This is a genomic window from Streptomyces sp. NPDC005576, from assembly GCF_042871745.1.
Classification (GTDB): Bacteria; Actinomycetota; Actinomycetes; order Streptomycetales; family Streptomycetaceae; genus Streptomyces.
The window spans coordinates 256,052-278,828 of record NZ_JBIAJC010000007.1; the positions used below are offsets into that span (position 1 = coordinate 256,052).

General features: G+C 73.8%; 20 protein-coding genes. 6 read left to right on the forward strand and 14 right to left on the reverse strand.

What is annotated here, in order from left to right; genetic code table 11:
• Nucleotides 1-285: 285 nt before the first annotated feature.
• The 9 genes from ACFYPN_RS14760 to infC form a co-directional block, all read right to left on the reverse strand.
• On the reverse strand, nt 286-816 hold the full coding sequence (locus ACFYPN_RS14760) for an NUDIX domain-containing protein (RefSeq protein ID WP_358759038.1): 531 nt from the start codon (nt 814-816) through the stop codon (nt 286-288).
• Nucleotides 817-903: 87 nt separating this feature from the next.
• Nucleotides 904-2,247 (reverse strand): transcriptional regulator, encoded by a 1,344-nt coding sequence (locus tag ACFYPN_RS14765; protein WP_358759040.1) that lies wholly within the window; start codon nt 2,245-2,247, stop codon nt 904-906.
• 550 nt (nt 2,248-2,797) lie between these two features.
• On the reverse strand, nt 2,798-5,308 hold the full coding sequence (gene pheT, locus ACFYPN_RS14770) for a phenylalanine--tRNA ligase subunit beta (protein WP_358759042.1): 2,511 nt from the start codon (nt 5,306-5,308) through the stop codon (nt 2,798-2,800).
• The gene (pheS, locus tag ACFYPN_RS14775; RefSeq protein ID WP_358759044.1) at nt 5,308-6,447 is read right to left on the reverse strand and encodes a phenylalanine--tRNA ligase subunit alpha; all 1,140 of its coding nucleotides are present in this window, start codon (nt 6,445-6,447) and stop codon (nt 5,308-5,310) included. Before pheS ends, pheT begins: the two co-directional genes overlap by 1 nt.
• Before the next feature lie 203 nt (nt 6,448-6,650).
• Nucleotides 6,651-7,802, reverse strand: a complete 1,152-nt coding sequence (locus ACFYPN_RS14780) for a PAS domain-containing sensor histidine kinase (RefSeq protein WP_358759045.1) — start codon at nt 7,800-7,802, stop codon at nt 6,651-6,653.
• 352 nt (nt 7,803-8,154) lie between these two features.
• Nucleotides 8,155-8,994, reverse strand: a complete 840-nt coding sequence (locus ACFYPN_RS14785; protein ID WP_358759047.1) for an RNA methyltransferase — start codon at nt 8,992-8,994, stop codon at nt 8,155-8,157.
• A 148-nt stretch (nt 8,995-9,142) separates the two neighbouring features.
• On the reverse strand, nt 9,143-9,526 hold the full coding sequence (rplT, locus tag ACFYPN_RS14790; RefSeq protein ID WP_358759049.1) for a 50S ribosomal protein L20: 384 nt from the start codon (nt 9,524-9,526) through the stop codon (nt 9,143-9,145).
• Nucleotides 9,527-9,639: 113 nt separating this feature from the next.
• Nucleotides 9,640-9,834, reverse strand: a complete 195-nt coding sequence (gene rpmI / locus ACFYPN_RS14795; RefSeq protein WP_358759051.1) for a 50S ribosomal protein L35 — start codon at nt 9,832-9,834, stop codon at nt 9,640-9,642.
• A 118-nt stretch (nt 9,835-9,952) separates the two neighbouring features.
• The gene (gene infC / locus ACFYPN_RS14800) at nt 9,953-10,678 is read right to left on the reverse strand and encodes a translation initiation factor IF-3 (protein ID WP_358759053.1); all 726 of its coding nucleotides are present in this window, start codon (nt 10,676-10,678) and stop codon (nt 9,953-9,955) included.
• Nucleotides 10,679-11,027: 349 nt separating this feature from the next.
• On the opposite strand from infC, the gene ACFYPN_RS14805 reads away from it, so the two are divergent.
• On the forward strand, nt 11,028-11,387 hold the full coding sequence (locus ACFYPN_RS14805) for a DUF1844 domain-containing protein (RefSeq protein ID WP_266702546.1): 360 nt from the start codon (nt 11,028-11,030) through the stop codon (nt 11,385-11,387).
• 148 nt (nt 11,388-11,535) lie between these two features.
• Here ACFYPN_RS14805 and ACFYPN_RS14810 read toward each other — a convergent pair whose 3' ends face one another.
• Complete coding sequence (locus ACFYPN_RS14810; RefSeq protein WP_389298431.1) at nt 11,536-12,264, reverse strand: SseB family protein; 729 nt, start codon at nt 12,262-12,264, stop codon at nt 11,536-11,538.
• A 127-nt stretch (nt 12,265-12,391) separates the two neighbouring features.
• Between ACFYPN_RS14810 and ACFYPN_RS14815 the strand changes: the two genes are divergently transcribed.
• Nucleotides 12,392-13,297, forward strand: a complete 906-nt coding sequence (locus ACFYPN_RS14815; RefSeq protein WP_389298433.1) for a serine hydrolase — start codon at nt 12,392-12,394, stop codon at nt 13,295-13,297.
• Nucleotides 13,298-13,383: 86 nt separating this feature from the next.
• Here the strand turns inward: ACFYPN_RS14815 and mycP are convergent, their stop codons facing one another.
• Nucleotides 13,384-14,766: a type VII secretion-associated serine protease mycosin gene (mycP, locus tag ACFYPN_RS14820; protein WP_389298435.1), complete on the reverse strand. Its 1,383-nt coding sequence runs from the start codon at nt 14,764-14,766 to the stop codon at nt 13,384-13,386.
• Nucleotides 14,763-15,677 carry a hypothetical protein gene (locus tag ACFYPN_RS14825; RefSeq protein WP_389298436.1) on the reverse strand — a complete coding sequence of 305 codons (915 nt, stop codon included), beginning with the start codon at nt 15,675-15,677 and terminating at the stop codon, nt 14,763-14,765. Before ACFYPN_RS14825 ends, mycP begins: the two co-directional genes overlap by 4 nt.
• Before the next feature lie 832 nt (nt 15,678-16,509).
• On the opposite strand from ACFYPN_RS14825, the gene ACFYPN_RS14830 reads away from it, so the two are divergent.
• The 3 genes from ACFYPN_RS14830 to eutC all read left to right on the forward strand — a co-directional run bounded on the left by ACFYPN_RS14830 (nt 16,510) and on the right by eutC (nt 19,969).
• Nucleotides 16,510-17,712 (forward strand): amino acid deaminase/aldolase, encoded by a 1,203-nt coding sequence (locus ACFYPN_RS14830; RefSeq protein WP_358759061.1) that lies wholly within the window; start codon nt 16,510-16,512, stop codon nt 17,710-17,712.
• A gap of 72 nt (nt 17,713-17,784) precedes the next feature.
• Nucleotides 17,785-19,182, forward strand: a complete 1,398-nt coding sequence (locus tag ACFYPN_RS14835; RefSeq protein ID WP_389298438.1) for an ethanolamine ammonia-lyase subunit EutB — start codon at nt 17,785-17,787, stop codon at nt 19,180-19,182.
• A 1-nt stretch (nt 19,183) separates the two neighbouring features.
• Nucleotides 19,184-19,969, forward strand: coding sequence for an ethanolamine ammonia-lyase subunit EutC (gene eutC / locus ACFYPN_RS14840; protein ID WP_389298440.1), 786 nt, complete (start codon nt 19,184-19,186; stop codon nt 19,967-19,969).
• Here eutC and ACFYPN_RS14845 read toward each other — a convergent pair.
• A complete protein-coding gene (locus ACFYPN_RS14845) occupies nt 19,966-20,901 on the reverse strand; it encodes a LysR family transcriptional regulator (protein WP_358759067.1) in 936 nt (311 codons plus the stop codon). The genes eutC and ACFYPN_RS14845 overlap by 4 nt on opposite strands.
• A gap of 70 nt (nt 20,902-20,971) precedes the next feature.
• Between ACFYPN_RS14845 and ACFYPN_RS14850 the strand changes: the two genes are divergently transcribed.
• On the forward strand, nt 20,972-22,135 hold the full coding sequence (locus ACFYPN_RS14850) for a TDT family transporter (RefSeq protein ID WP_389298442.1): 1,164 nt from the start codon (nt 20,972-20,974) through the stop codon (nt 22,133-22,135).
• 48 nt (nt 22,136-22,183) lie between these two features.
• On the opposite strand, the gene ACFYPN_RS14855 is transcribed toward ACFYPN_RS14850, so the two are convergent.
• Nucleotides 22,184-22,738: a cupin domain-containing protein gene (locus ACFYPN_RS14855; RefSeq protein WP_358759071.1), complete on the reverse strand. Its 555-nt coding sequence runs from the start codon at nt 22,736-22,738 to the stop codon at nt 22,184-22,186.
• Between the last annotated feature and the right edge of the window lie 39 nt (nt 22,739-22,777).

A 22,777-nucleotide genomic window follows, 5' to 3' on the forward strand; every position in this document is an offset into this window, starting at 1 on the left:
GGGGGGTGGGTGTGGGGGTGTGGGCTTGTCGGGGGTATTTCAACGGGTTGTGGCGGGGGGGGGGCCCCCCCCCCCGCCCGGGGCCCCCCGCCGGGGGGGGGGGGGGGGGCCCGGCCGCGCCCCCCCCCGACGGGGCGGGTCGTCGTCGGAGCCGTCCTGGGCGGTACGGCCGCCGCCGTGGTCCTCGCGGGACTCCGCTGACCCGGACTCCAACTGAACCGGACTCCCCCTCGGCCGGGGTAGCCGGACTCCGCGGGTGCCCGACCGGCATCGGCGGTGTTCCCGTCACGCCAGCCGGAGGTGGTGCAGCATCAGCAGTCCGGCCGCCATGTTGGCCGCCGGCACCTCGCCCCGCGCGATGAGGTCGGGTACGGACTTCAGGGGCACCCACTCACGGCGCGAGGATTCGAATCCGTCGGTGGGCGGTCCGGTCCAGTGGCCTTCCTCGGCCCAGTAGAGGTGGTGGCGGGCGTCGGTGAGGCCGTTGGAGGACTCCACCGTCATCAGCGGGCGCAGCGCGCCGGGGCGCCAGCCGGTCTCCTCCTCCATCTCGCGGGCTGCGGCCGCGGCGATGTCCTCGCCGTCCTCCACGACTCCGGCGGCAAGTTCCCAGCCCCAGCTGTCGGTGATGAAGCGGTGCCGCCAGAGCAGCAGGACCTCGTCGGCGTCGTTGACGACAGTGGCGGCGGCGACGGGGCGCAGCCGGATGACGTAGTGGTCGAGGTGCCTGCCGTCGGGGAGCCGGACGTCTGCGAGGTTCACCCGGAACCATCGGTTCTCGTAGACGGATTGTTCGCTCAAGTTCGCCCACTGCACAGTTCTGCCACCTTTCGATCGATCGGTGGCAACATCGCAGCAGGGAGAGCGGAGTGAGGGAACGTACGCCTCCCCGTGCGCCGGGGCTCACAGGGGCACGCGCAGCGCTCCCCCGATCACCTCGGCCGCCCGTGCGGCTTCGGAGCTCCCGCTGGCCACGAGGTCGTCACGGACCGCGCCCATCCGTTCGCGCAGTCGGCGCGACTCGACGCCGCGCGCCCGTTCCGCCATCTCCGTGGCCGTACGCGCCGCCCGGTCGGCCTCCCCCAGGCGCAGCTCCACCTGGGTCAGCATCGCCAGCCGGTGCACCCGCCCCCGGTCGTGCGCCGGGGCGCACACGGCCCGTGCCGCGTGCTCCCTCGCGGCCCCGAGGTCACCCAGGCCGAGCAGGGCCTCGGCGACCTGTACGTCCACCAGGCCCGGCTGGACGTACGCCGTCTCCTCGGGCTCCGCCCCGGGCAGGATGCGGGCCGCCAGGGCTTCGGCGCGGCCGATGCGCTCCCGGGCGTTCGCTCCGTCCCCGAGCCGTGCGTACGCCTTGGCCTGCATGGCGTGGAGATCGGCGGCGAGGGCGGGGCTGACGCGGTGTCCGGCGGCCCGTATCGCCGCCTCGGCGAAGGCGACCGCGCGGCGGAACTCCCCCAGGTGCAGCGACTGGTTGACCAGCAGCGCGATCACGTAACCGCCGAGCGCCCGGTCGCCGCTGGCCTTGGCGAGGCGCAGCGCCTGGTGGAAGTAGCGCTGGGCCAGTCCGTGGGCGTCGGAGTCGTAGGCGCAGATGCCCGCGAGCGAGACGAGTCCGGCCGTCGCGCGGTGCAGCCGGCGGCCCGTCGCGTCGTCGTGGCCGGCGTGCAGCAGTGGGGCGACGCCCGCATTGAGGAAGCTCACCACCCGGCCCCTCGTCGCGATGCCGCCGGCCTTCCGGTAGAGGTGCTCGTAGTGGCCGCGGGCGGCGCACAGGATCTCCAGGTCGGCGGGGCCGATGCGGGACGGGCCGGGGCGGGAGACGTCGAGGTCCTCGGGCGGGTTCTCCCACTCCCATACGGGCATCACGGCGGCCGTCCCGGTGACGGCGAGTACACCGGCGAGCCGCGGGCTGTGCTGCCCGTCCGCGCGCCACAGCGCGGTGGCCCGCTCGACGAACCCCGCGAGCGGGGTGCCGGGGGACGGCGCGGCGGGTGCGCCCGGCGCGCCCATGCCGATGTCGTCGAGGGTGACGGGCCGCCCCAGGCGCCGGCCGAGGACCTCGCAGATCAGGTCCGGTACCTCGCCGCGCGGGCGCTGGCCCTTCAACCAGCGGGAGACGGCCGTGTGTTCGTACCGCAGCCGCAGCCCTCGGGCCTGGCCGGCCCGGTTCACATGTCCGGCGAGCCCCGCCCGCGAGACCCCCGCCTCTTCCACGAGGGACTCCAGCAGGATGTTGGGTTCCACGCCCCTCCCCCTTCCGCGCCGGGCCTTCCGCGCCGGACTTTCCGCGCCGGACCTTCCGCGGCCGCACCTGAACGGGTGGGCCGAACAGGTGGGCCGGCCCCGTGCCGGACGCGTGCGCCGCAAGGTTCCAGCCAAGCACCGATTCACACGGGGTGTGAACGGAATGCCCGAACCGTCCCCCTGTGCGCCCTCCCGCGCCGGGGCAGGGGTGGGTTGACTGGGCGTCTCGCCGGAAAGCGGCCGGGTCGTCGCGGCTCCCCCTCGTACAGCTCCGACGGCCCTCGTCCGCACCGCCCGCCCTGCCGGCCTGCCCGACACACCACGGCAGGGCGGGCGGTGCCGGACCGCACGGTCCCACTGCCCGAACGAACAGGAGGGTGGCCACGGGACGGAGGCCGGGGCCGAAACGCTTCCGGTCCCGACTCCGGGCCCGAGTGCGGTCCCCCGCGGACGGCGAGACGGCGGAGGGGCGTGCCCGGTCACCGGAGACGCCCCTCCTCACCGTGCTACAGGACCTCGGCGGTCCAGCCGCACGGGACCTGACGGGTCATCACGCCCCGCGCAGCACCGCGCCGTTGCGCTCGGCCGCGAGCGCCACGGCGGCGTCGCGGGCGGCCGACGCCTCGTCGACCGTCAGCGTGCGGTCCGGCGCGCGGAAGCGCAGCGCGTACGCGAGCGACTTGCGGCCCTCACCGATCTGGTCGCCGGTGAACACGTCGAAGAGCCGGAGCGATTCGAGGAGTTCACCCGCACCCTCGCGGAGTGTCGCCTCGACCTCGGCGGCGGGGACCTCGGCGGGGACGATCAGCGCGATGTCCTGGGTCGCCACCGGGAAGGTGGAGATCCGGGGGGCGCGGAGCGCGCCGTCGGCGGCCCGCTCCAGCACGTCGATCTCGATCTCCATGGCGCTGGTGCGCTCGGGGAGGTGCATCTCCTTGACGACGCGCGGGTGGAGTTCGCCCGCGTGTCCGAGGAGGGTCTCCTCGCCGTCCACCGTGACGTAGAGCGCGGCGCAGCGGCCGGGGTGCCACGGGGCGTGCCGGTCGGCGCGGACGGTCACCTCGACGCCCGCCTCGCGGGCGAGAGTACGAGCCGCCTCGACGGAGTCCGCCCAGGTGGCCGGACGGCCCTTGCCCCACCAGCCGGCCTGCTCGCGGGCGCCCGCGAGGACGACTGCCGCGTGGCGCGGCTGACGCGGCAGGGAGGTGTTGAGCGCGGCGATCTCCTCTTCCGAGGGACGCCGGTCCACCGGCAGCCGGACCGCCTGCTTCTCGTGACCGGTCGGCCGGAAGACCAGCCCGGTCTCGAAGAGCGCGAGGTCGTGCGAACCCCGGCCGTCGTTGCGCCGCAGCGCGCCGAGAAGGCCCGGCAGCAGCGTGGTGCGCAGTGCCGGCTCCTCGTCGGAGAGGGGGTTGGCGAGGAGGACCGTGCGGCGCCGGGCGTCGTCGGTGTCCAGGCCGAGCCGGTCCAGGACGCCACTCCCGATGAACGGGTAGTTGAGTGCCTCGACGTAACCGGCGCCCGCCAGGGCCCGGCCGAGGCGGCGGCCCAGCCGCTGGCTTTCGGTGAGACCGCGGCCCGACGGCGGGGTCGGCAGGGTGGACGGGAGGTTCTCGTAACCCTCCAGCCGGATGACCTCTTCCGCGAGGTCGTTCGGCTCGCTCAGGTCGGGGCGCCAGGAGGGCGCCGTGACCAGGAGATCGTCCTGCCCGTAGACGTCGCAGCCGACCTCCTGGAGGCGGCGGACGACGATCTCACGGCCGTACTCCACACCGGCCACCCGGCTGGGGTGGTCGGCGGGCATCGCGATGGTGCGGGGTGCGGAGGGGGCGCTGATCTCGGTGACGCCCGCCTCGGCGGTGCCGCCGGCGAGCAGCACCAGCAGGTCGACCGTGCGCTGCGCGGCAGCGGCCCCGGCCTGCGGGTCCACGCCGCGCTCGAAGCGCTTGGACGCCTCGGAGGAGAGCTTGTGCCGGCGCGACGTGCGGGCGATCGAGAGCGCGTCGAAGTACGCGGCCTCGATGACGACCTCGGTGGTGGCGGCCTCGGTACCCGTGTCGGCGATCTCCGTGTGGGCGCCGCCCATGACGCCGGCCAGGCCGATGGGCCCCCGGTCGTCGGTGATGACGAGGTCCTCGGCGTCCAGGACGCGTACGACACCGTCGAGGGTGGTGAGCTTCTCGCCCTGCTGGGCGCGGCGGACGCCGATGGTGCCTTCGACGCGGGTGCGGTCGTAGGCGTGCAGCGGCTGACCGAGCTCCAGCATCACGTAGTTGGTGATGTCGACGGCGAGCGAGACCGGACGCATGCCGGCCTTCTGCAGCCGGCGCGTCATCCAGATCGGTGAGCGGGCCTCGGGGTCGAGACCGGTGACGGTGCGCGCGGTGAACCGCGGGCAGCCGAAGGGGTCGCTGATCCGGACCGGGTAGCCGTACGCGTTCGGCGCGGGTACGTCGATCAGCGCCGGGTCGCGCAGCGGCAGGCCGTACGCGGTGGCGGTCTCGCGGGCGATGCCGCGCATCGACAGCGCGTAGCCCCGGTCCGGCGTGACGGCGATGTCGAGGACCTCGTCGACGAGCTGGAGCAGCTCGATCGCGTCGGTGCCCACCTCGGTCTCCGGCGACAGCACGATGATGCCGTGGGTGCCGTCGTCGCCCATGCCGAGCTCGTCGGTGGAGCAGATCATGCCGTGCGAGGTCTTGCCGTAGGTCTTGCGGGCGGCGATCGCGAAGTCGCCGGGCAGGACGGCGCCGGGGAGGACCACGACGACCTTGTCTCCGACGGCGAAGTTGCGGGCGCCGCAGACGATCTCCTGCGGTGCGCCGGTGCCGTTGGCGGCGCCGACGTCGACGGTGCAGAAGCGGATGGGCTTCTTGAAGCCCTCCAGTTCCTCGATGGTCAGCACCTGTCCGACGACGAGCGGGCCGGTGAGGCCGGCGCCGGTCTTCTCGACCGCCTCGACCTCCAGACCAGCGGCGACGAGCTTGGCCTGTACGTCCCGGCCGGTCTCGGAAGCCGGCAGGTCGACGTATTCCCGCAGCCAGGAAAGCGGGACGCGCATCAGATCTCCATCCCGAACGGTCGGGTGAACCGGATGTCACCCTCGACCAGGTCTCGCATGTCTTCGACGTTGTGGCGGAACATCAGCATCCGTTCGATGCCGAACCCGAAGGCGAATCCGCTGTACTTCTCGGGGTCGACGCCGCAGGCGACGAGCACCTTCGGGTTGACCATGCCGCAGCCGCCCAGCTCGATCCAGCCCTCGCTGCCACAGGTGCGGCAGGGGCGGTCGGGGTTGCCGACGGACTCGCCGCGGCAGACGAAGCAGACCATGTCCATCTCGGCGGACGGCTCGGTGAACGGGAAGTAGTTCGGCCGCAGCCGGGTCTTCATGTCCGCGCCGAAGAGCGCCTGCACCATGTGGTCCAGGGTGCCCTTGAGGTCGGCCATGGTCAGGCCCTCGTCGATCGCGAGCAGCTCGATCTGGTGGAAGACCGGGGTGTGCGTCGCGTCGAGCTCGTCGGTGCGGTAGACCCGGCCAGGGCAGACCACGTAGACGGGGGGCTTGCGGCTGAGCAGCGATCGCGCCTGGACGGGCGAGGTGTGCGTGCGCAGCACCACGCCGGACTCGTCACCCTCGGTGGGACGGCCGTCGGCCGTCGTGCCGAGGACGAAGAAGGTGTCCTGCATCTGGCGGGCCGGGTGGTCGGGCACGAAGTTGAGGGCGTCGAAGTTGAACCACTCCGCCTCGACCTCGGGGCCCTCCGCGATCTCGTAACCCATGGCCACGAAGACGTCCGCGACACGCTCCATGAGGGTCGTCAGCGGGTGACGGGCGCCGGCCGGGACGCGGTCGTGGGGCAGCGTGACGTCCACGGCCTCCTCGACGAGCACCCGGGCGTCGCGCTCGGCCTCCAGCTCGGCCTGGCGCGCGGCCAGGGCCTTCGAGACGGCGCCGCGGGCCTGGCCCACGCGCTTGCCCGCCTCGGCCTTGGCCTGTGGAGGCAGGGCTCCGATCTCGCGGTTGGCGAGCGACAGCGGCGAGGTACCCCCGGTGTGCGCGGTCTTCGCCTGGGCGAGCGCGTCGAGGTCGCCCGCGGCGGCGAAGGCGGCGAACGCCTCGTCCCGCATGCGCTCGATCTCTTCCGGTTTCAGTGCCTCGACCTCGACTGGGTCGTACGACTTGTTCGGTGCCGACATCTCTTCCCGTGCTTCCGATTGGCTGATACTGCCCGTATCGGGGGACACCCCGAGACCCCCGTGGCCCTGCTCGACGGCAGGAGGACGCAAAGGTGCCAAAGGTCGAGTCTAAAGGCCGTGGGGGCGGTACGAAGCCCGTGGGCTGTCCGGAGGCCCTCCACCACGCGGTGCGAAGGCGCCCGGCCCCTGCGCGCGAGCCTGGGTCAGCGCAGGTACGCGGGGGTGCTCACGGGCAGGATAAATCGAAACTCCGCGCCCCCGCCGGGGGCCCGGTCGACCGTGATGGTGCCGCCGTGGGCGGCGACGATGCCCTTGACGATGTAGAGGCCCAGGCCGGTGCCGCCGCGCTTGCTGCCGCGCCAGAAGCGGGTGAAGACGCGGGCCATCGACTCCTCGGGGATGCCGGGCCCTTCGTCGCTCACGGTGACCGCCGTTCCTGTCTCGTCGTTGTCCGCCGGGGCGGGTGCGATGTCGATCGTGACAGTTCCCTCGCCGTGGCGCACCGCGTTTTCCAGCAGGTTGCCGAGTACCTGGTCGACCTTGTCCGGGTCGGCCCAGCAGTCGGGCAGCGGGTGGCCGGTCCGGACGAGGAAGCGGTCGGGCGACTGGCCGCTGGCGACGAGGGCCTGTACGTGGCGGGCGACGGCGGCGGAGATGTCGACGGGCTGACGGCGCAGCTCCAGCCGGCCGGAGTCGATCCGGGAGATGTCGAGCAGTTCGGCGATGAGCCGGGTGATGCGGCCGGCGTCGGCGTCGACCGTCTCCAGCATGAGCCGCTTCTGGTCGTCGGAGAAACGTTCCCACTTGGCGAGCAGCGTGGCGGTGAACCCCTTCACGGAGGTGAGCGGCGAGCGCAGCTCGTGGGCGACGGTGGCGATGAGGTCGGAGTGGCTGCGCTCGGTACGGCGACGGGCCTCGGTCGAGCGCAGCGAGACGACGACGCGGCGGACGGGCCCGGTGGGGTACTCGCGGACGTACCGCGCGGAGACGAGGACCTCGCGCCCCCCGGGGAGCAGCAGGTTCCGCTCGGGCTGGCCGACGCGGGTGGAGAGGCCGCCGTACGGGTCGGTCAGGGTCCACCAGCGGCGGCCCTTGAGGTCTTCGAGCGGCAGCGCCTGCTCCAGACGGCTGCCGAGGGCGGCTTCCTTCGTCACGGCGGTGATCCGGACGGCGGCGGCGTTGAAGCAGACGATGCGCCCGGTGCGGTCGGCGACGACCAGCCCGTCCGGCAGTTCGTCCGGCTCGACGCCGAGGAGGACGTCCGAGGGGGCGGAACCGCCTCCTCCGTGCTCGTCCGCCCCGGGGCGGACGACGGTGGTGCTCGTCCGACGCGGACTGCTCATGCCGACTGCCATTTTCCCGTACCCCACCTCTCGAACCGGTGCAGTGGGCCCCGAGTCCGTCACCCTACTAGGCCGTGTCCGCAATTCGCGTCGGATCAGCGGGGGGTGTCCGGGCGCGGTGCGTCGAAAGGCGGAGGATTGCCCGTGTACTGGATGTACCCGGGCCATCCGACAACGCCGCGAGCCAACCCCGCACAGGTCCTGGGCCTGTGCGGGGTTGTCGCGCGGACGAAGGAGCGGGGCCGGGTCCGTGCGAGCGCAAGGCGCCGGAACGCCCTCGTAGCGGAGCTACCAAGGCGTTTTGCCGGGCCGCGCGGGCCGGCCCACGCTGCGCACGCGCGTCCCTGAGCCCGGGAGGTCCGGGTCAGGAGGCCGTACGGGGGCGCTGCGCGCGCGCGGAGGCGTAGAGGCAGACCGCGGCGGCCGTGGCGAGGTTGAGGCTCTCGGCCTTGCCGTGGATGGGTACCCGGACCACCGCGTCGGCGAGCGCGCGGGTCTCCTCGGGGAGGCCCCATGCCTCGTTGCCGAAGACCCAGGCGGTGGGGCCGCCCATGGTGCCGGCGTCGAGTTCGTCGTCGAGGTCGGCGGTGCCGGCGCCGTCCGCGGCCAGCACCCGCGCACCGGCGTCCCGCAGTCCCTGCACCGCCAGCTCCACCGGCACGCCGATCGCGACCGGCAGGTGGAAGTGCGAGCCGACCGAGGCGCGCACCGACTTGGGGTTGTACAGGTCGACGGAGGCGTCGGTGAGGACCACGGCGTCCGCACCCGCCGCATCGGCGCAGCGCAGCACCGTACCGGCGTTGCCGGGGTCGCGTACGTTCGCCAGCACGGCCACCAGGCGGGGCTTCGCGGCGAGGATCTCCTCGAACGGCGAGTCCAGGAAGCGGCAGACGCCGATGAGCCCCTGGGGGGTGACGGTCTGGGAGACGTCGGCGAGGACGTCCGCGTCGGCGAGGTGCACCCGGGCCCCGGCCGCGTGGGCCGCGGCGATGATCTCCGTGTACCGCTCCGCGGCTTCCACCGTGGCGAACAGCTCGATCAGGGTGGGTTCACCGTCGGCGCCCCGGTGTCCGGCGGCCTCGCGTACGGCCTGCGGCCCCTCGGCGATGAACCGGCGCTCCTTGACGCGGAAGTTCCGCTTGGCCAGCCGCCGGGCGGCGGCGACGCGGGGCGAACGCGGGGAGATCAGTTCGGGGATGCCCATGGTCGGCGGCGGGCCTCTCTGCGTGCGGCGGGACTCGGGGGTGTCCGGCGGATCAGGGATCACGCGCCGCGGGAGGGCGTGTGACGCACCGGACCCGCAGACGGCATGCGCCTGCGGGTCCGGTCAAGCACCTTCAAGTACGCCTGGGTCAGGCAGCCTTGGGGGCGTTCACGTCGGCCGGGAGGGCCTTCTTCGCGACCTCGATGAGGGCGGCGAACGCGTTGGCGTCGTTGACCGCGAGCTCGGCCAGGATCTTGCGGTCCACCTCGATGTTGGCGGCCTTCAGACCCTGGATGAGGCGGTTGTACGTCATGCCGTTCTGGCGGGCAGCGGCGTTGATGCGCTGGATCCAGAGCTGGCGGAAGTCGCCCTTGCGCTTCTTGCGGTCGTTGAAGTTGTAGACCAGGGAGTGGGTGACCTGCTCCTTGGCCTTGCGGTACAGGCGCGAACGCTGACCGCGGTAACCGCTGGCGGCCTCGAGGATCGCCCGGCGCTTCTTGTGGGCGTTTACTGCCCGCTTGACGCGTGCCACTTTTAACTCCTTGCAGCGGGGCTGGTGTTCACGATTTCGACGCGCCCAGCCCGGAAACGAATTGGTCCCGGTTCGATCGAGGACGGCCTCCCGGGCTCACCGGGGGCCTGACCTCACTTGCCGAGAAGCTTCTTGACCCTCTTGGCGTCGGCCGGAGCCACGACGACCGTGCCGGTCAGCGAGCGGGTCTTCTTGGACGACTTGTGCTCGAGGAGGTGGCGCTTGCCCGCCTTCTCACGGAGCACCTTGCCGGAGCCGGTGATCTTGAAGCGCTTGCTGGTACCGCTGTGCGTCTTGTTCTTCGGCATGGCGCCGTTATCTCCTCGTCAGTGGCGCCCCTCACGGTGCGGGCACCGGGCGATCAGGGGCGTCAGATCTCTGTGGATTCCGGGAGGACCGGGGGCCGCCTGGATGGCGGCCCCGAGGTCACGCCTCGGGGGGTGTCTCGGTCGAAGCCTCGGCAGGAGCCTCGGCGGGTGCTTCGGCCTGCGCCTCGGACTCACCCGTGAACTCGTCGTCGACGTCCTGGGCGGTTCCCTGACGCTCGGCCTTGCGGGCGGCCTGCGCCTCGCGGGCCTCCGCCATGGCTTCGGTCTTCTTCTTGTGCGGGCCCAGAACCATGATCATGTTCCGGCCGTCCTGCTTGGGGCTGGACTCGATGAAGCCGAGTTCCTCGACGTCCGAAGCGAGGCGCTGGAGCAGGCGGAAGCCGAGCTCCGGGCGGGACTGCTCACGACCACGGAACATGATCGTGATCTTGACCTTGTCGCCCTGCTTCAGGAACCGGACGACGTGACCCTTCTTGGTGTCATAGTCGTGCGGGTCGATCTTCGGCCGGAGCTTCATCTCCTTGATGACCGTGTGCGCCTGGTTCTTGCGCGCCTCACGGGCCTTCATGGCCGACTCGTACTTGAACTTCCCGTAGTCCATGAGCTTGCACACGGGCGGGCGGGCAGTCGCCGCCACCTCGACCAGGTCGAGGTCATACTCCTGTGCGAGCTCCAGGGCCTTGGCAAGCGGAACAATCCCGACCTGCTCGCCGCTGGGTCCGACAAGTCGCACCTCGGGAACGCGAATCCTGTCGTTGATGCGGGGCTCGGCGCTGATGGATCCTCCTAGGTAGCACCACGCGACTGCCTGGCAGACAGCCACGTAACGTCTGTTTCGACAGACCAACCGTGCCGGGACATGAAAAATGCCCCGGACGGAACACAGGCGGGGCTCCTGGAAATACCGGAACACCGCCGCGTGAAACCGCGGGGCGCATCGGACGACTCCATCGTCCGTACGGAACGATGGTGGCCGCCTGACCGGTGACCCGCCGCCCTGAGGGCGACTGGGTGGGAGATCGGAGCCTCCACTTGTGGGCCGAGCACATAGGTGTCCGGCCGGTCGTTACACAAGGTTAGCAGCCGCCGGATGAAAACGTAAACCGGATGCCACACCGTTCCCCCGCCTCCCGCGCGCGGGGACGCCCGGGACCCGCCGTATCGTGTGGGACATGAGTGACGCCCCCAGCACCGAGAACCCCGGCTTCGACGAAATGGCCCGTGACATCGCGGAGGTCCCCGCCGTCGAGGTGATCGTGACCGTCGCGGTCAACCTGATGAGCGCCGCCGCCGTGAAGCTCGGCCTGACCGAGGAGGGCGAGGAGCACAAGGACCTCGACGAGGCCCGCAAGCTCGTGCACGCCCTCGCCGGCCTGCTGGACGCCAGCACGACCGAGATCAGCACCTTCCACGCCTCGCCGCTGCGCGACGGGCTGAAGTCGCTCCAGCTCGCCTTCCGCGAGGCCTCCCTCGTACCGGACGAGCCGGGCACCGGGCCGGGCGAGAAGTACACCGGTCCCGTCTACGGCTAGGACCTGCACGGAGAGCGCCGGACAGCACCGAGCCCGCCACCCTTCCCGGGAGGCGGGCTCCGTGCTGTCCGGGTGGCGGACGCACCCGTCGAGCCGTCCAGTGGCGGAGGTGGCCGGCGGGGCCGGCCATGTCCCGGCGGAGGGGCGGTCAGCGGGTGAAGAGCGCCTCGCCGGGGGCGGGCGCGCCGCCCGGCAGCAGGGCGAGGTCGAGACCGCGTACGAGCCGGGCGCGCAGCACCTCGCTGGCGGACAGGGCCGAGGCCACGCGCCGTGCCGTCTCGTCGGGGACGGCGTCCCGGGCGAGGACGAGCGCGAGGGTGCCGTCGGCGCTCCCCGGGCCCAGGTGGGCGCGGAGCACGGCGGGCTCGGCCGCGACGACGTCCCGTACGGCCGTGACGACGGCGGGGTCGTCCAGCGGGTCGGCGCTGGCCCTTCCCTCGGCGAGGGCGCGCAGCGCCGAGCCGGACAGTTCGAAGGCGACGGGACCGGCGAGGTCCAGGACGACCGTGTCCGCCTTCTCGTGGACGGCTGCCTGCAACGCCTGGTGCAGGGGTACGGCGACGGGGCGGGCCTGCGGGTCCCAGAGCGCCAGGGAGGCGGTGGAGGTGAAGGCGGGCAGTGCGCGCCGGTTCCCCGCCGTGAGGGTGGGGACGGCCATGTCGCTGGTCTTCTCGCGGCGCAGCCCGTTCTCGTCCTCCTCGACCTCACCGAGGACGGCGACGACGGGCACCAGGAGCCGGGCGTCGCGGAGGGCGGCGAGCACCGGTCCGACGGCCGATCTGTCCTCGGACCAGGCGGCGAGCGCCGCCGTCAGTTCGGGGGCGGCGGTGCCGTCGTCGTCGGAGAAACCGGGGTCCGGGATGTTCTTGAGCTCCACGGGACGAGCGTAGTGGGTCCGTTTTCTCACCGGGACGACAGGTTCGCCACAGGCTCTCCTCAGACGCGCTTCCTAGCGTGCGGCCATGCCCCGTCCGAGAACGCCCAGGAGAATACGCAGGTCAGTGATGTCCGCCTCGGTGACCGCCCTCGTCGCGCTCGCCGGTACGGCGGCGGGCGGCGCGTATCTGACGAGCCACTCGGCGGACGGCGCGGCCACCCCCGTGGCCTCGGTAGCCTCGGCCTCGTCGCGGGCTCCGTCCGCCGGGGGCGGTACACCCTCCGCGACGGCGAGCGAGGAGCCCCGAGTGGAGTACGACGCGCTGGTGGCGGCGGCCGTCCGGCGGGTGGCCGGGGACGCCCGGCTCTCCGTCGCGGTGTTCGACGCGGAGAGCGGGGCGGGCGGCGCGTACGAGAGCGCCCCCGGGCAGACCTTCGACACCGCCAGCATCGTGAAGGTGGACATCCTGGCCGCCCTGCTGCTGACCGCGCAGGACGAGGGCCGGGATCCGACCGCGAGCGAGCGGGCCTCGGCGGCGGCCATGATCGAGAACAGTGACAACGCCTCGGCGACGCGGCTGCTCCAGGTGGTCGGCGGCGAGAGCGCGCTCGACGCGGCGAACGGACGACTGGGACTGATCGGTACCACCGCTTCCCACGCCTGGGGGCTGACGCAGACCACGGCCGCCGATCAGGTGCGGTTGCTCGCGGCGGTCTTCGCGGAGGGCGAGGACGCGGACACGCCGTTGTCGGAGGACTCGCGCGATTACGTCCAGGAACTGATGGGTCAGGTGGAGGCCGACCAGCGGTGGGGTGTGTCCGCCGCGGGGAGCGGCTCGCTCCTGAAGAACGGCTGGATGCCCCGGACGACCACCGGGCTCTGGGACATCAACAGTGTGGGGCGGGTCGAGTCGGGCGGCAGGTCGTATCTGGTGGCGGTGCTCAGCGACGGGCACGCCACCCAGCAGGCGGGCGTCACCCTGGTCGAGGCGGCGGCGAAGGCAGCGGTGGAGGCCGTCGCGGCGGCGGGCTGACCGGAGGAGCCACTCCGTGCGGGGCGCGGCGTGCAGTGCGGCGGCGTGGCCATATGGCGGCGGGGGCCGGGGCGGGGCCGGCGCGGTCAGCCGAATCTGGACGCCGGGCGGTTCCTGCCGCGCCACAGCACGACGGCGCCGACCAGGAACAGGGCGCCCGCCACACCGGCGGCCGGGGCGGTCCAGGCGGCCGGGGCGCCGTCGCCGGTCGCGGGGTCGGGTCCTGTGCCGAAGTACTTCTTGCCGTATCCGGCGGCGGCCTTGCTGTCCGCGAGGGCCGCGCCGTCGCCCGCCGCGATCGCCGCCGCCGGATCGACGATGCCGTAGCCGTGGGTGTCGTCCCGGCCGCCGGTCGGCGCGTCGCCGGCCGTCTTCGCGAGGAGCGTCTTGATCTGCGCCGGGGCGAGGTCGGGGTGGGCGGCCCGGACCAGGGCGACGGCTCCGGACACGAACGCCGCGGCGGCCGAGGTGCCCCACTCGATGTAGTAGTGCCGGTCCGGGTTGGCGACGACGATGTCGACGCCGGGCGCGCTCACGGTGGCGTACCAGTGCCGGGTGGAGAAGGAGGCGTGGGTGCCGTACCTGTCGACGGCTGCGACGGCGATGACACCGGGGTACGCCGCCGGGTAGGAGGTGCTGTCCCCCTTCTCCCCGCTGTTGCCCGCCGAGGCGACGACGGAGACGCCCTTGGCGAGGGCGTACTGGATGGCGTTGTCCTCGGAGGCGTCCGCGTGGGCGGATTTGCTGTCGTCTCCCAGCGAGAGGTTGATGACGTCGGCGCCGTGATCGGCGGCCCAGCGGATGCCGTCGGCGAGGGCGGTGCCCCTTGACGTGCGCGCCTTCGCGCGGGAGGTGTCGGCGGATTCGAGGATCACCCGGACCGGCAGGATCTTCGCCCCAGGGGCGACGCCGAGGACGCCGTCGCTCTGGCCGGGGCCGTTGCCGTGCCCGGCGATGATGCCGGCCATGGCGGTGCCGTGCAGGGCCCACGCCTTGTCGCCGGGGGCCGCCCCGAACCCGATGAGGTCCTTGCCGGGGAGTACACCCCCGGCCAGGTCGGGGTGGGTGGAGTCGACGCCGGTGTCGAGCACCGCGACGGTGATGCCCTCGCCCTTGGTGGTTCGCCATGCCTGGTCGGTGTGGAGGGCGGCGAGGGCCCACTGCTGGTCGCGGATGGCGTCGGCCCGTGCGGGGGTGGCGGGCAGCAGCGCGAGCAGACCGGCGGCGCAGGCGGCGGCGAAGGTTCGCCCTGCGTGGACGGTACGGAGCCGGCCGGGGGACGGACGGCCGGCGCGGTCGGACCCGGACCGGGCTTCCGGGGCACGGACCTCGGGGGTACGGACCTCAGGGGTACGGGCGTCGGGGCTGCCTGCTCCCAGGGTGCCGCCACCGGGGAGGCCGGCGGCGGGCAGGCGGGCGGCGGGGAGACGGGCGGCGGGGAGACGGGCGGCGGGGAGACGGGTACTCATCGCGGCTTCTCCTCCGTCAGGTCGGCGAGTGTCACGCGCAGGGCGCGTTCCACACCGTCGGCCACGCCCTCGGCGTCGTTGCCCAGGCCGGCCTCGGCGGCGGCCGTGGTGGCGCCCCGGGCCATGGCCCGGGCGGCGGGCTGCGGGTCGTGGACGGGCCGCCCGTCCGCGAAGCCGGAGACCGCGTACACGAGTACGGGCACCTCGGTGAGTACGTGCGTCGTCCAGCTGGCACGCTGTGCGGACCCGAACCCTTCGGCGACGGTGCCCGGCACGGGGTACGTACGGGGCATCAGGTCCTTGCGGTCGCCGAGCTTCTGGTCGGTGAACCGGGTACCGAGCGCCCCCATCGCGGTGGCGTCCCCCTCGGTGAAGACCATGCCGACGGTGGTGACGCCCGATCGCGTCGCGTCGGTGTAGGTGGCGCGGACCACGCGTACGCAGCCGACCGGGCCGAGCGCGCGAACCAGCAGCGGGTCGAGCGCCTCGGCGCAGTCGCCGTCGGCGGCCACCCCGAGCCGGGTCCAGACCCGGTCGGCGCCGCCCGGTCCGGTCCCCTTTCCCTGGAGGGTGCGGGGGAAGAGCGTGTCGACGGGGATGCTGTGCCAGGCGCTGCGGGCGGTGGACCAGGAGGTGTCCCCGCCGGACGAGGCGGAGGCGTCGCCGGTGAGCCACGCCCCGGCCGCCGCGCCGCCGATCAGGCCCAGCCCGAGCACGACGCAGGCGGCCGCGGCGACGGTCCTGGCCCGCTGCCGGGGCTCCGGCCTGATCGGCCGCAGCCGGGTCGTCGTCTCCATCGGCGTCTCGGGGAAGCCGTAGCGCGGCGGTACGGGGTACGCGCCGGGGTGCCGTACCCCGTACGGAGCCGGCGGCCGGCCCGGCGGGGCTGCCGGCGGCGGCGTGAGGTCCACCGCCCCGACGGGCCTGCGCCGGGCGGCGGGCGGCGGACTGGCAGGCGGCGGAGCGGCGGGCGGGGAGGCCGGCGGCCGGGCGGCGGAAGGCGGGAACGCGGAAGGCCGTGCGGGAGCGGCAGGGGGCGCCGGGGCGTGCGGGGCGGCACGCGGCGGACCGGCGGGGACCGGCCGCAGCCGGGCGGTGGTCTCGACCGGGGCCGGCGCGGGTGCGGGCGGCGGCACGGCGGGCGGCACGGGAGGGCCCGGCGGGCGCAGGCGCCTGGTGGTCTCGGACGGGATCTGCCCGGTGGGGGCGACGGGCCCGGGGCCCTGCGCGGGTACCGAGGGGGCGGGTGCGGCCTGCGCGGCAGGGGCGGCGGGAGGCACAGCGGGGGGCGCGGGTGGGACAACCGGTGCGGGCGGTACGGCGGGTACGGCCGACTCGGGAGCGGTGGGGGTCCCAGGAGCCGCGGGTGTGCCGGGCGGGGCGGAGGCGCCGGGCGGGGCCGGCGGGCGGGGCGGCACGGGAGCGTGCTGCGCCTCGGTACTCATCGGTCCCCCTGGTTCACCTCGCGTACCGCTCGCGGAAAACGCACCCGGGCAAGCCCGTCGGTCGCCGCGTGCCGGTCACTCTACGGGCTGCGGACGGGCCGCGGGGATCGGGTCGGCCCGGGCGTCGTGTCCGCACCGCCCCGTTCCCGGGGCGGTTCCCGGGGCGGGACCGGGGCGGGGCCCTGGGCGGCTCCCGGAAGGCGACCCGCGCGACGGGTCCGGGGAGGACAGCGAGCCGGAACAGGGATTCTCCCGCAGGCCCTTACCCATGGGTACGCCTCTCTGGCAAGCTGCCGACATGACTGCTCGCGCCACTGACCGGGCCCGTTACGACCGGGCCACCGCCCATCTCGACGCACCGCTCGCGGTGGTCGACCTGGAGGCATTCGACGCCAACGCGGACGACCTCGTCGCCCGGGCCGCCGGGAAGCCGGTCCGGGTGGCGAGCAAGTCCGTCCGCTGCCGGGCGCTGCTGGAACGGGTGCTCGCCCGGCCGGGGTTCGCCGGGATCATGTCCTTCACGCTGGCCGAGTCGCTCTGGCTGGCCCGGGCGGGCTTCGACGACGTGCTGCTCGCCTACCCGTCCGCCGACCGTTCTGCCTTCGCCGAACTGGCCGCGGACCCGAAGCTCGCCGCCTCGGTGACGGTGATGGTGGACGACCCGGCGCAGCTGGAGCTGATCGACGCCTCCCGCGCGGGTGGCACCGAGGAGATCCGGGTCGCCCTGGAGCTGGACACCTCGCTGCGCCTGCTGGGCGGCCGGGTCAGGGTCGGCGCGCTCCGCTCGCCACTGCGCTCACCGGCCCAACTCGCCGATCTCGCACGGTCGGTGGCGCGGCGTCCGGGCTTCCGGCTGGTGGGTCTGATGGCGTACGAGGGGCACATCGCGGGGGTCGGGGACGCGGTCTCGGGGCGTCCGCTGCGGTCCAGGGCCGTCCGGCTGATGCAGGCGACGGCCCGCAGGGAACTGGTGGTGCGCCGCGCCGAAGTGGTCCGCGCGGTGCGTGCGGTGGTGGGGGACCTGGAGTTCGTGAACGGCGGTGGCACCGGCAGTGTGCAGCACACCGCCGCCGAGTCCGCGGTGACGGAGATCGCGGCCGGATCGGGGCTGTACGTCCCCCGGCTCTTCGACAACTACACGTCGTTCACCGGCCGTCCGGCGGCGCTCTTCGCGCAGCCGGTCGTCCGCAGGCCCGGGGTGGGCGTGGTGACGGTGCTCGGCGGCGGCTATCCGGCGTCGGGCGCGGCGGGCCCGGACCGGCTCCCCGTGCCGTACCTGCCGCACGGGCTGCGTTACGACCCTCAGGAGGGGCCGGGCGAGGTCCAGACGCCGCTGCTGGGGTCGGCCGCCGACGATCTGCTGATCGGTGACAAGGTGTGGTTCCGGCATGCGAAGGCGGGCGAACTGTGCGAGCGGTTCGACGCGTTGCAGCTGATCGAGGGTGACCGGATCACCGCCACGGTGCCGACCTACCGGGGTGAGGGCCAGACCTTCCTCTGAGCGGCGCCGACCGGCCTTCACCCGGCTGTGGCAGGCTCGGGATCTCGTCCTCGGCGGTGAAGGAGCGCGGTCATGCCCCAGTACACGGCCTCCGTAGGGGTGGCAGGCTTCCGGTTCGACGGGTTGCGGGAGTTGCTCGGCCGGGCGGGGCCGGCGCGGTCCGGGGACGAGCTGGCGGGGGTGGCCGCGCGGAGCGACGCCGAGCGCGTGGCGGCCCGGATCGCCCTGGCCGACGTACCGTTGCGCGCCTTCCTGGAAGAGCCGGTGGTGCCGTACGAGGACGACGAGGTGACCCGCCTGATCGTCGACACGCACGACGCCGGGGCGTTCGCCCCGGTCTCGTCGATGACGGTCGGCGGGTTCCGCGACTGGCTGCTCTCCTACCGGGCCACCCCCGGGGCGCTCGCCGCGCTGGCGCCGGGCCTCACGCCGGAGATGGCGGCAGCGGTGAGCAAGCTGATGCGCAACCAGGACCTGGTGCAGGTCGCCCGCGCGTGCACGGTCGTCACCCGGTTCCGGAACACGATCGGGCTGCCGGGGCGGCTCTCGGTGCGCCTCCAGCCCAACCACCCGACGGACGACCCCCGGGGCGTCGCCGCCTCGGTGCTCGACGGGCTGCTCTACGGCTGCGGGGACGCGGTCATCGGTATCAACCCGGCCTCCGACTCACTGGCCTCCGTGACGGATCTGCTGCGGCTGACGGACGAGATCCGGCAGCGGTACGCCATCCCGACGCAGACCTGCGTGCTCACCCACGTCACCCGGACGCTCCGGGCGATCGAGCGGGGCGCGCCGGTCGATCTGGTCTTCCAGTCCGTCGCCGGGACCGAGGCCGCCAACCGGGCCTTCGGCATCGACCTGGCCCTGCTCGCGGAGGCGCACGACGCGGGGCTCTCGCTGGGACGGGGCGAACTCGGCGACAACGTCATGTACTTCGAGACCGGTCAGGGCAGCGCGCTCTCCGCCGACGCGCACCACGGCGTCGACCAGCAGACGGTGGAGGCCCGTGCCTACGGTGTGGCGCGCCGGTTCCGGCCGCTGCTCGTCAACACGGTGGTCGGCTTCATCGGTCCGGAGTACCTCTACGACGGTAAGCAGATCGTCCGGGCGGGCCTGGAGGACCACTTCTGCGGCAAACTGCTCGGCCTGCCGATGGGCGTCGACGTCTGTTACACCAACCACGCCGAGGCCGACCAGGACGACATGGACACCCTGCTGACGCTGCTCGGCGTGGCGGGGTGCACCTTCGTGATGGGTGTCCCCGGTTCGGACGACGTGATGCTCAACTACCAGTCGACCTCGTTCCACGACGCGTTGTACGTACGGTCCGTGCTGGGGCTGCGTCCCGCGCCGGAGTTCGAGGCGTGGATGGAACGGATGGGGATGTACGACTCCGAGGGCCGGGCGGTGCCGCCGGTTGCGCACAGCCCGCTGCTCGGGGGACTCGCCGCGATGACCGGGGAGGTGTGACGTGACGGACGCGGAGGAGAGTCCGGACCTGTGGGAGCCGCTGCGGCGGCACACTCCGGCCCGGGTGGGGCTCGGCCGGGTGGGCCACGGGCTGCCGCTGCGGCATCTGCTGGAATTCCAGGCGGCGCACGCCCAGGCGCGGGACGCGGTGCACCGGGCGGTGGACTTCGGTGCCGTGCGGGCCGGGCTGACGGGCCATCCGGTCGCCGAGGTGCGCAGTGCCGCCCCGGACCGTGCGGCCTATCTGCGCCGTCCGGACCTGGGCCGGACGCTGCACCCGGACGACGGTCCCCGACTGGACGGGCTGCCGGGCGGGGACCCGCTGGTGGTGGTCGCGGACGGGCTCTCCGCCACGGCGGTCCAGCTCCACGCGCTGCCGCTGCTGAACGCCCTGGTGCCGCTGCTCGGCGAGGACGGGGGCGGGGGGCCAGGCCGGGAGGCCGTCCCGGTCGTCCTCGCCTCCCAGGCGCGGGTGGCGCTCGGAGACGAGATCGGGGAGCGGGTGGGCGCGCGGCTGGTGCTCGTCCTGATCGGCGAACGCCCCGGGCTCAGCGCGGCCGACAGCCTCGGCGCCTACCTGACGTACGCGCCCCGGGTCGGGCGGCGGGACGCCGAGCGCAACTGCGTCTCCAACATCCATCCCCCGGCCGGACTCGGCTACGCGACGGCCGCGCGCACGATCGCCTCGCTCGTCGAGGGGGCGCTGCGGCTCGGGCTCTCGGGGGTGGAGCTGAGCGGCGAGGAGCCCGGCGGCCCGTCCGAGCTGCCTCCCCCATACAGGCCCTAGACCGCTCGCGCCGTCAGCGCGAGCAGGTCGCGGGCGGGGCCGGCCGGGCGGTGGCCGGTGGGCCAGACCGCCCGCAGCTGCCGCCGGAGCCGTACGCCGGCGAGCGGGACGGGGACCAGGCGGCGGGCGGAGAGCTCCTCGCCCAGGGCGAGTTCGCTCAGGACGCACGGTCCGGCGCCGCTCTCGGCCGCGCTCTTCACCGCGGTGGTGGAGGAGAGTTCCAGCAGCGGCTGGGCCAGTCCCCCGTGGCCGGCGAGGGCGGCGTCCAGGACCTGGCGGGTGCCGGAGCCCCGCTCCCGGAGGATCAGCGGGGTCGCGGCGAGTTCCCGCGGGGTCAGCAGGGTGCGGCGGCGCGCCCAGGGGTGGACGGGGGCGACGACGACCACCAGGCGGTCGTGGGCGACGACCGTGCCGTCGAGCCCTTCCGGAGTCGTGAGGCCCTCCACGAACCCGAGGTCGGCCTCGCCGAGGAGGAGCCTGCGGGCCACTTGTCCGGAGTTCCCGGCGAGCAGGGAGACGGCGGTGTCCGGGCGTTCGGCGCGCAGTGCGATCAGCCAGCCCGGCAGGAGGTACTCGGCGATCGTCATGCTGGCCGCGACCCGCAGCCGGGAGTCCCGCCGGTCCCGCAGCGCCTGCGCCCCCGCGTCGAAGGCCTCGGCCGCCTCGACGATCCGGCGGGCCCAGTCGGTGACGAGGGCGCCCGCGTCGGTCAGGGTGGAGCCGCGCGGCGAGCGGTCCAGCAGGGCGACACCGAGCTGCCGTTCCATCGTGCGGACCCGGCTGGAAGCGGCGGGCTGGGTGATGCCGAGCTCCTTGGCGGCGCGGCCGAGACTGCCGAGCCGGGCGACGGAGAGCAGCAGTTCCAGCGCCCCGAGGTCGGGGACGCGGTGGGACAGCGGCACACGGGCGGAGTCGTCGGCGGCATGGGGCATAACGTCAGCTTATGACCCCATAGACCTGTAGTGCCTGGTGGGGGCGGTGTACCCGGCAGAGAATCATGTAATGGCCATCCATGAGCGGACCGCGATCCGGCCGCCGATCACCCTCCCCGACGCCCCGCGCCTGCCGTCGCTGCGCCATTTCGGACCCAACTGGTACGCGACGGTGATGGGCACCGCGATCGTCGCGAGCGCCGGTACGGCGCTGCCGGTGGACGTCCCCGGGCTGAGGGGCGCGTGCACCGTCGTCTGGGCGCTCTCCGCCGTGCTGCTCGTGGCCGTACTCACCGCCCGGGCCGGGCACTGGCGCCACCACCGGGACCAGGCCCGGGCCCATCTGCTGGACCCCGCGGTCGCCCCGTTCCTCGGCTGTCTGCCGATGGCGCTGCTCGCGGTCGGCGGGGCCACGATGGTGGCCGGGACGCCGGTGCTGGGCGAGCGGGCCGCACTGCTGGTGGACGTGGTGCTGTACTCGGCGGGCTCGGTGCTGGGGCTGGGCGTCGCGGTGGCCGTGCCGTACCTCATGGTGGTGCGCCACCGCATCGATGTCGGCAGCGCCGCCCCCGCGTGGCTGCTGCCGCTGGTCCCGCCCCTGGTCTCCGCCGCGCTCGGGCCGCTCCTGATCCGGGAACTCCCGGCGGGCCAGGGACGGGAGGCGCTACTCCTCGGCTGCTACGCGATGGCCGGGCTGACGGTGCTGGCCACGCTCGCCGTCCTTCCCCTCGTCCTCGCGCGGCTGCTGCACCACGGGCCGCTGCCCCTCGCGCTGACGCCGACGCTCTTCCTGGTGCTGGGGCCGCTCGGTCAGTCCGTCACCGCCGTGAACCAGCTCGCCGATGTGGCGCCGGGCACGGTGGGTGCCCCGTACGCGAACGGGCTCGGGGCGCTGGCGGTGCTCTACGGAGTGCCGGTCATGGGCTTCGCCCTGCTCTGGCTGGCCCTCTCCACCGCCCTGACCGTGCGCGCCGTGCGCGCCGGGATGGGCTTCGCGATGACGTGGTGGGGCTTCACCTTCCCGCTGGGCACCTGTGTCACCGGGGCGGCCGGTCTGGCCCGCCACACCGGTCTGCACGCCTTCGGCTGGCTGGCCGAGGCGCTCTTCGTCTGCCTGGCCGCCGCGTGGGTGGTGGCCGGGACGCGTACCGTACGGGGGCTGGTCGGCGGCACGCTGCTCGCGGCGCCCCCAGGCCGGAACGGCCCGAGGCCCGCCGCCGTGCGTACGGCCTGACCGCCGGCCGTCCGTACGGACCGAAAGCGGCCCCGGTCGCCGAGCCGGTCAGCGGCGGGAGTCGTAGGTGGCGTCGATGTGTTCGGCCACCGCGACGACCAGCAGCCGGGTGCCGGGGAGGGTGGCGCGCCAGCGGTGGCGTACACCGCCGGAGAGGAAGAGCGTGTCGCCGCGTTCCAGGCGGTAGGCCTGTCCCTCCGCCTCGACCTCGACGGCACCCTCGACGACGTACATGAGTTCGTCGTTGCGGTGCTGGAACTCGCGGCCGAGGTCCTGCTCGCCGATGAACTCCAGGGCGCTGAGCTGGTGGCGTCCGCGCACCACCCGGCGGGCGCCGTCCTCGTCGCCGCCGCGCACCACGTCCACGGCGCGCGCCGAGTCGGCGGCCTCGCGCAGCTTGGCGGTAGTGGTCTCCAGCGCCAGGGCGACCCGGGTGAGCGACTGCGCGCTGGGCCGGGCCCGCTCGTTCTCGATCTGACTGAGGAAGGGCACCGAGAGGCCGCTCCGCGCGGCCACGGCGGCCAGCGTGAGCCCCAGGGTTCTTCGGCGCCGGCGTACGGCGGCGCCCACCCGCAGTGCTTCCTTCTCGTCCTTCTCGCCCATGTCCACTCCCTCCCGCCCGGCCATCCTCCCGGCTGCCAG

What these genes read in the sequence shown, in the direction of transcription:
- pheT (WP_358759042.1), bottom strand. Translation starts at nt 5,308, where the DNA reads ATGCGCGTCCCGCTTTCCTGGCTGCGGGAATACGTCGACCTGCCGGCT.
- pheS (WP_358759044.1), bottom strand. Translation starts at nt 6,447, where the DNA reads ATGTCGGCACCGAACAAGTCGTACGACCCAGTCGAGGTCGAGGCACTG.
- ACFYPN_RS14780 (WP_358759045.1), bottom strand. Translation starts at nt 7,802, where the DNA reads ATGGCAGTCGGCATGAGCAGTCCGCGTCGGACGAGCACCACCGTCGTC.
- ACFYPN_RS14785 (WP_358759047.1), bottom strand. Translation starts at nt 8,994, where the DNA reads ATGGGCATCCCCGAACTGATCTCCCCGCGTTCGCCCCGCGTCGCCGCC.
- rpmI (WP_358759051.1), bottom strand. Translation starts at nt 9,834, where the DNA reads ATGCCGAAGAACAAGACGCACAGCGGTACCAGCAAGCGCTTCAAGATC.
- ACFYPN_RS14805 (WP_266702546.1), top strand. Translation starts at nt 11,028, where the DNA reads ATGAGTGACGCCCCCAGCACCGAGAACCCCGGCTTCGACGAAATGGCC.
- ACFYPN_RS14815 (WP_389298433.1), top strand. Translation starts at nt 12,392, where the DNA reads ATGTCCGCCTCGGTGACCGCCCTCGTCGCGCTCGCCGGTACGGCGGCG.
- mycP (WP_389298435.1), bottom strand. Translation starts at nt 14,766, where the DNA reads ATGAGTACCCGTCTCCCCGCCGCCCGTCTCCCCGCCGCCCGTCTCCCC.
- ACFYPN_RS14830 (WP_358759061.1), top strand. Translation starts at nt 16,510, where the DNA reads ATGACTGCTCGCGCCACTGACCGGGCCCGTTACGACCGGGCCACCGCC.
- ACFYPN_RS14835 (WP_389298438.1), top strand. Translation starts at nt 17,785, where the DNA reads ATGCCCCAGTACACGGCCTCCGTAGGGGTGGCAGGCTTCCGGTTCGAC.
- ACFYPN_RS14845 (WP_358759067.1), bottom strand. Translation starts at nt 20,901, where the DNA reads ATGCCCCATGCCGCCGACGACTCCGCCCGTGTGCCGCTGTCCCACCGC.
- ACFYPN_RS14850 (WP_389298442.1), top strand. Translation starts at nt 20,972, where the DNA reads ATGGCCATCCATGAGCGGACCGCGATCCGGCCGCCGATCACCCTCCCC.
- ACFYPN_RS14855 (WP_358759071.1), bottom strand. Translation starts at nt 22,738, where the DNA reads ATGGGCGAGAAGGACGAGAAGGAAGCACTGCGGGTGGGCGCCGCCGTA.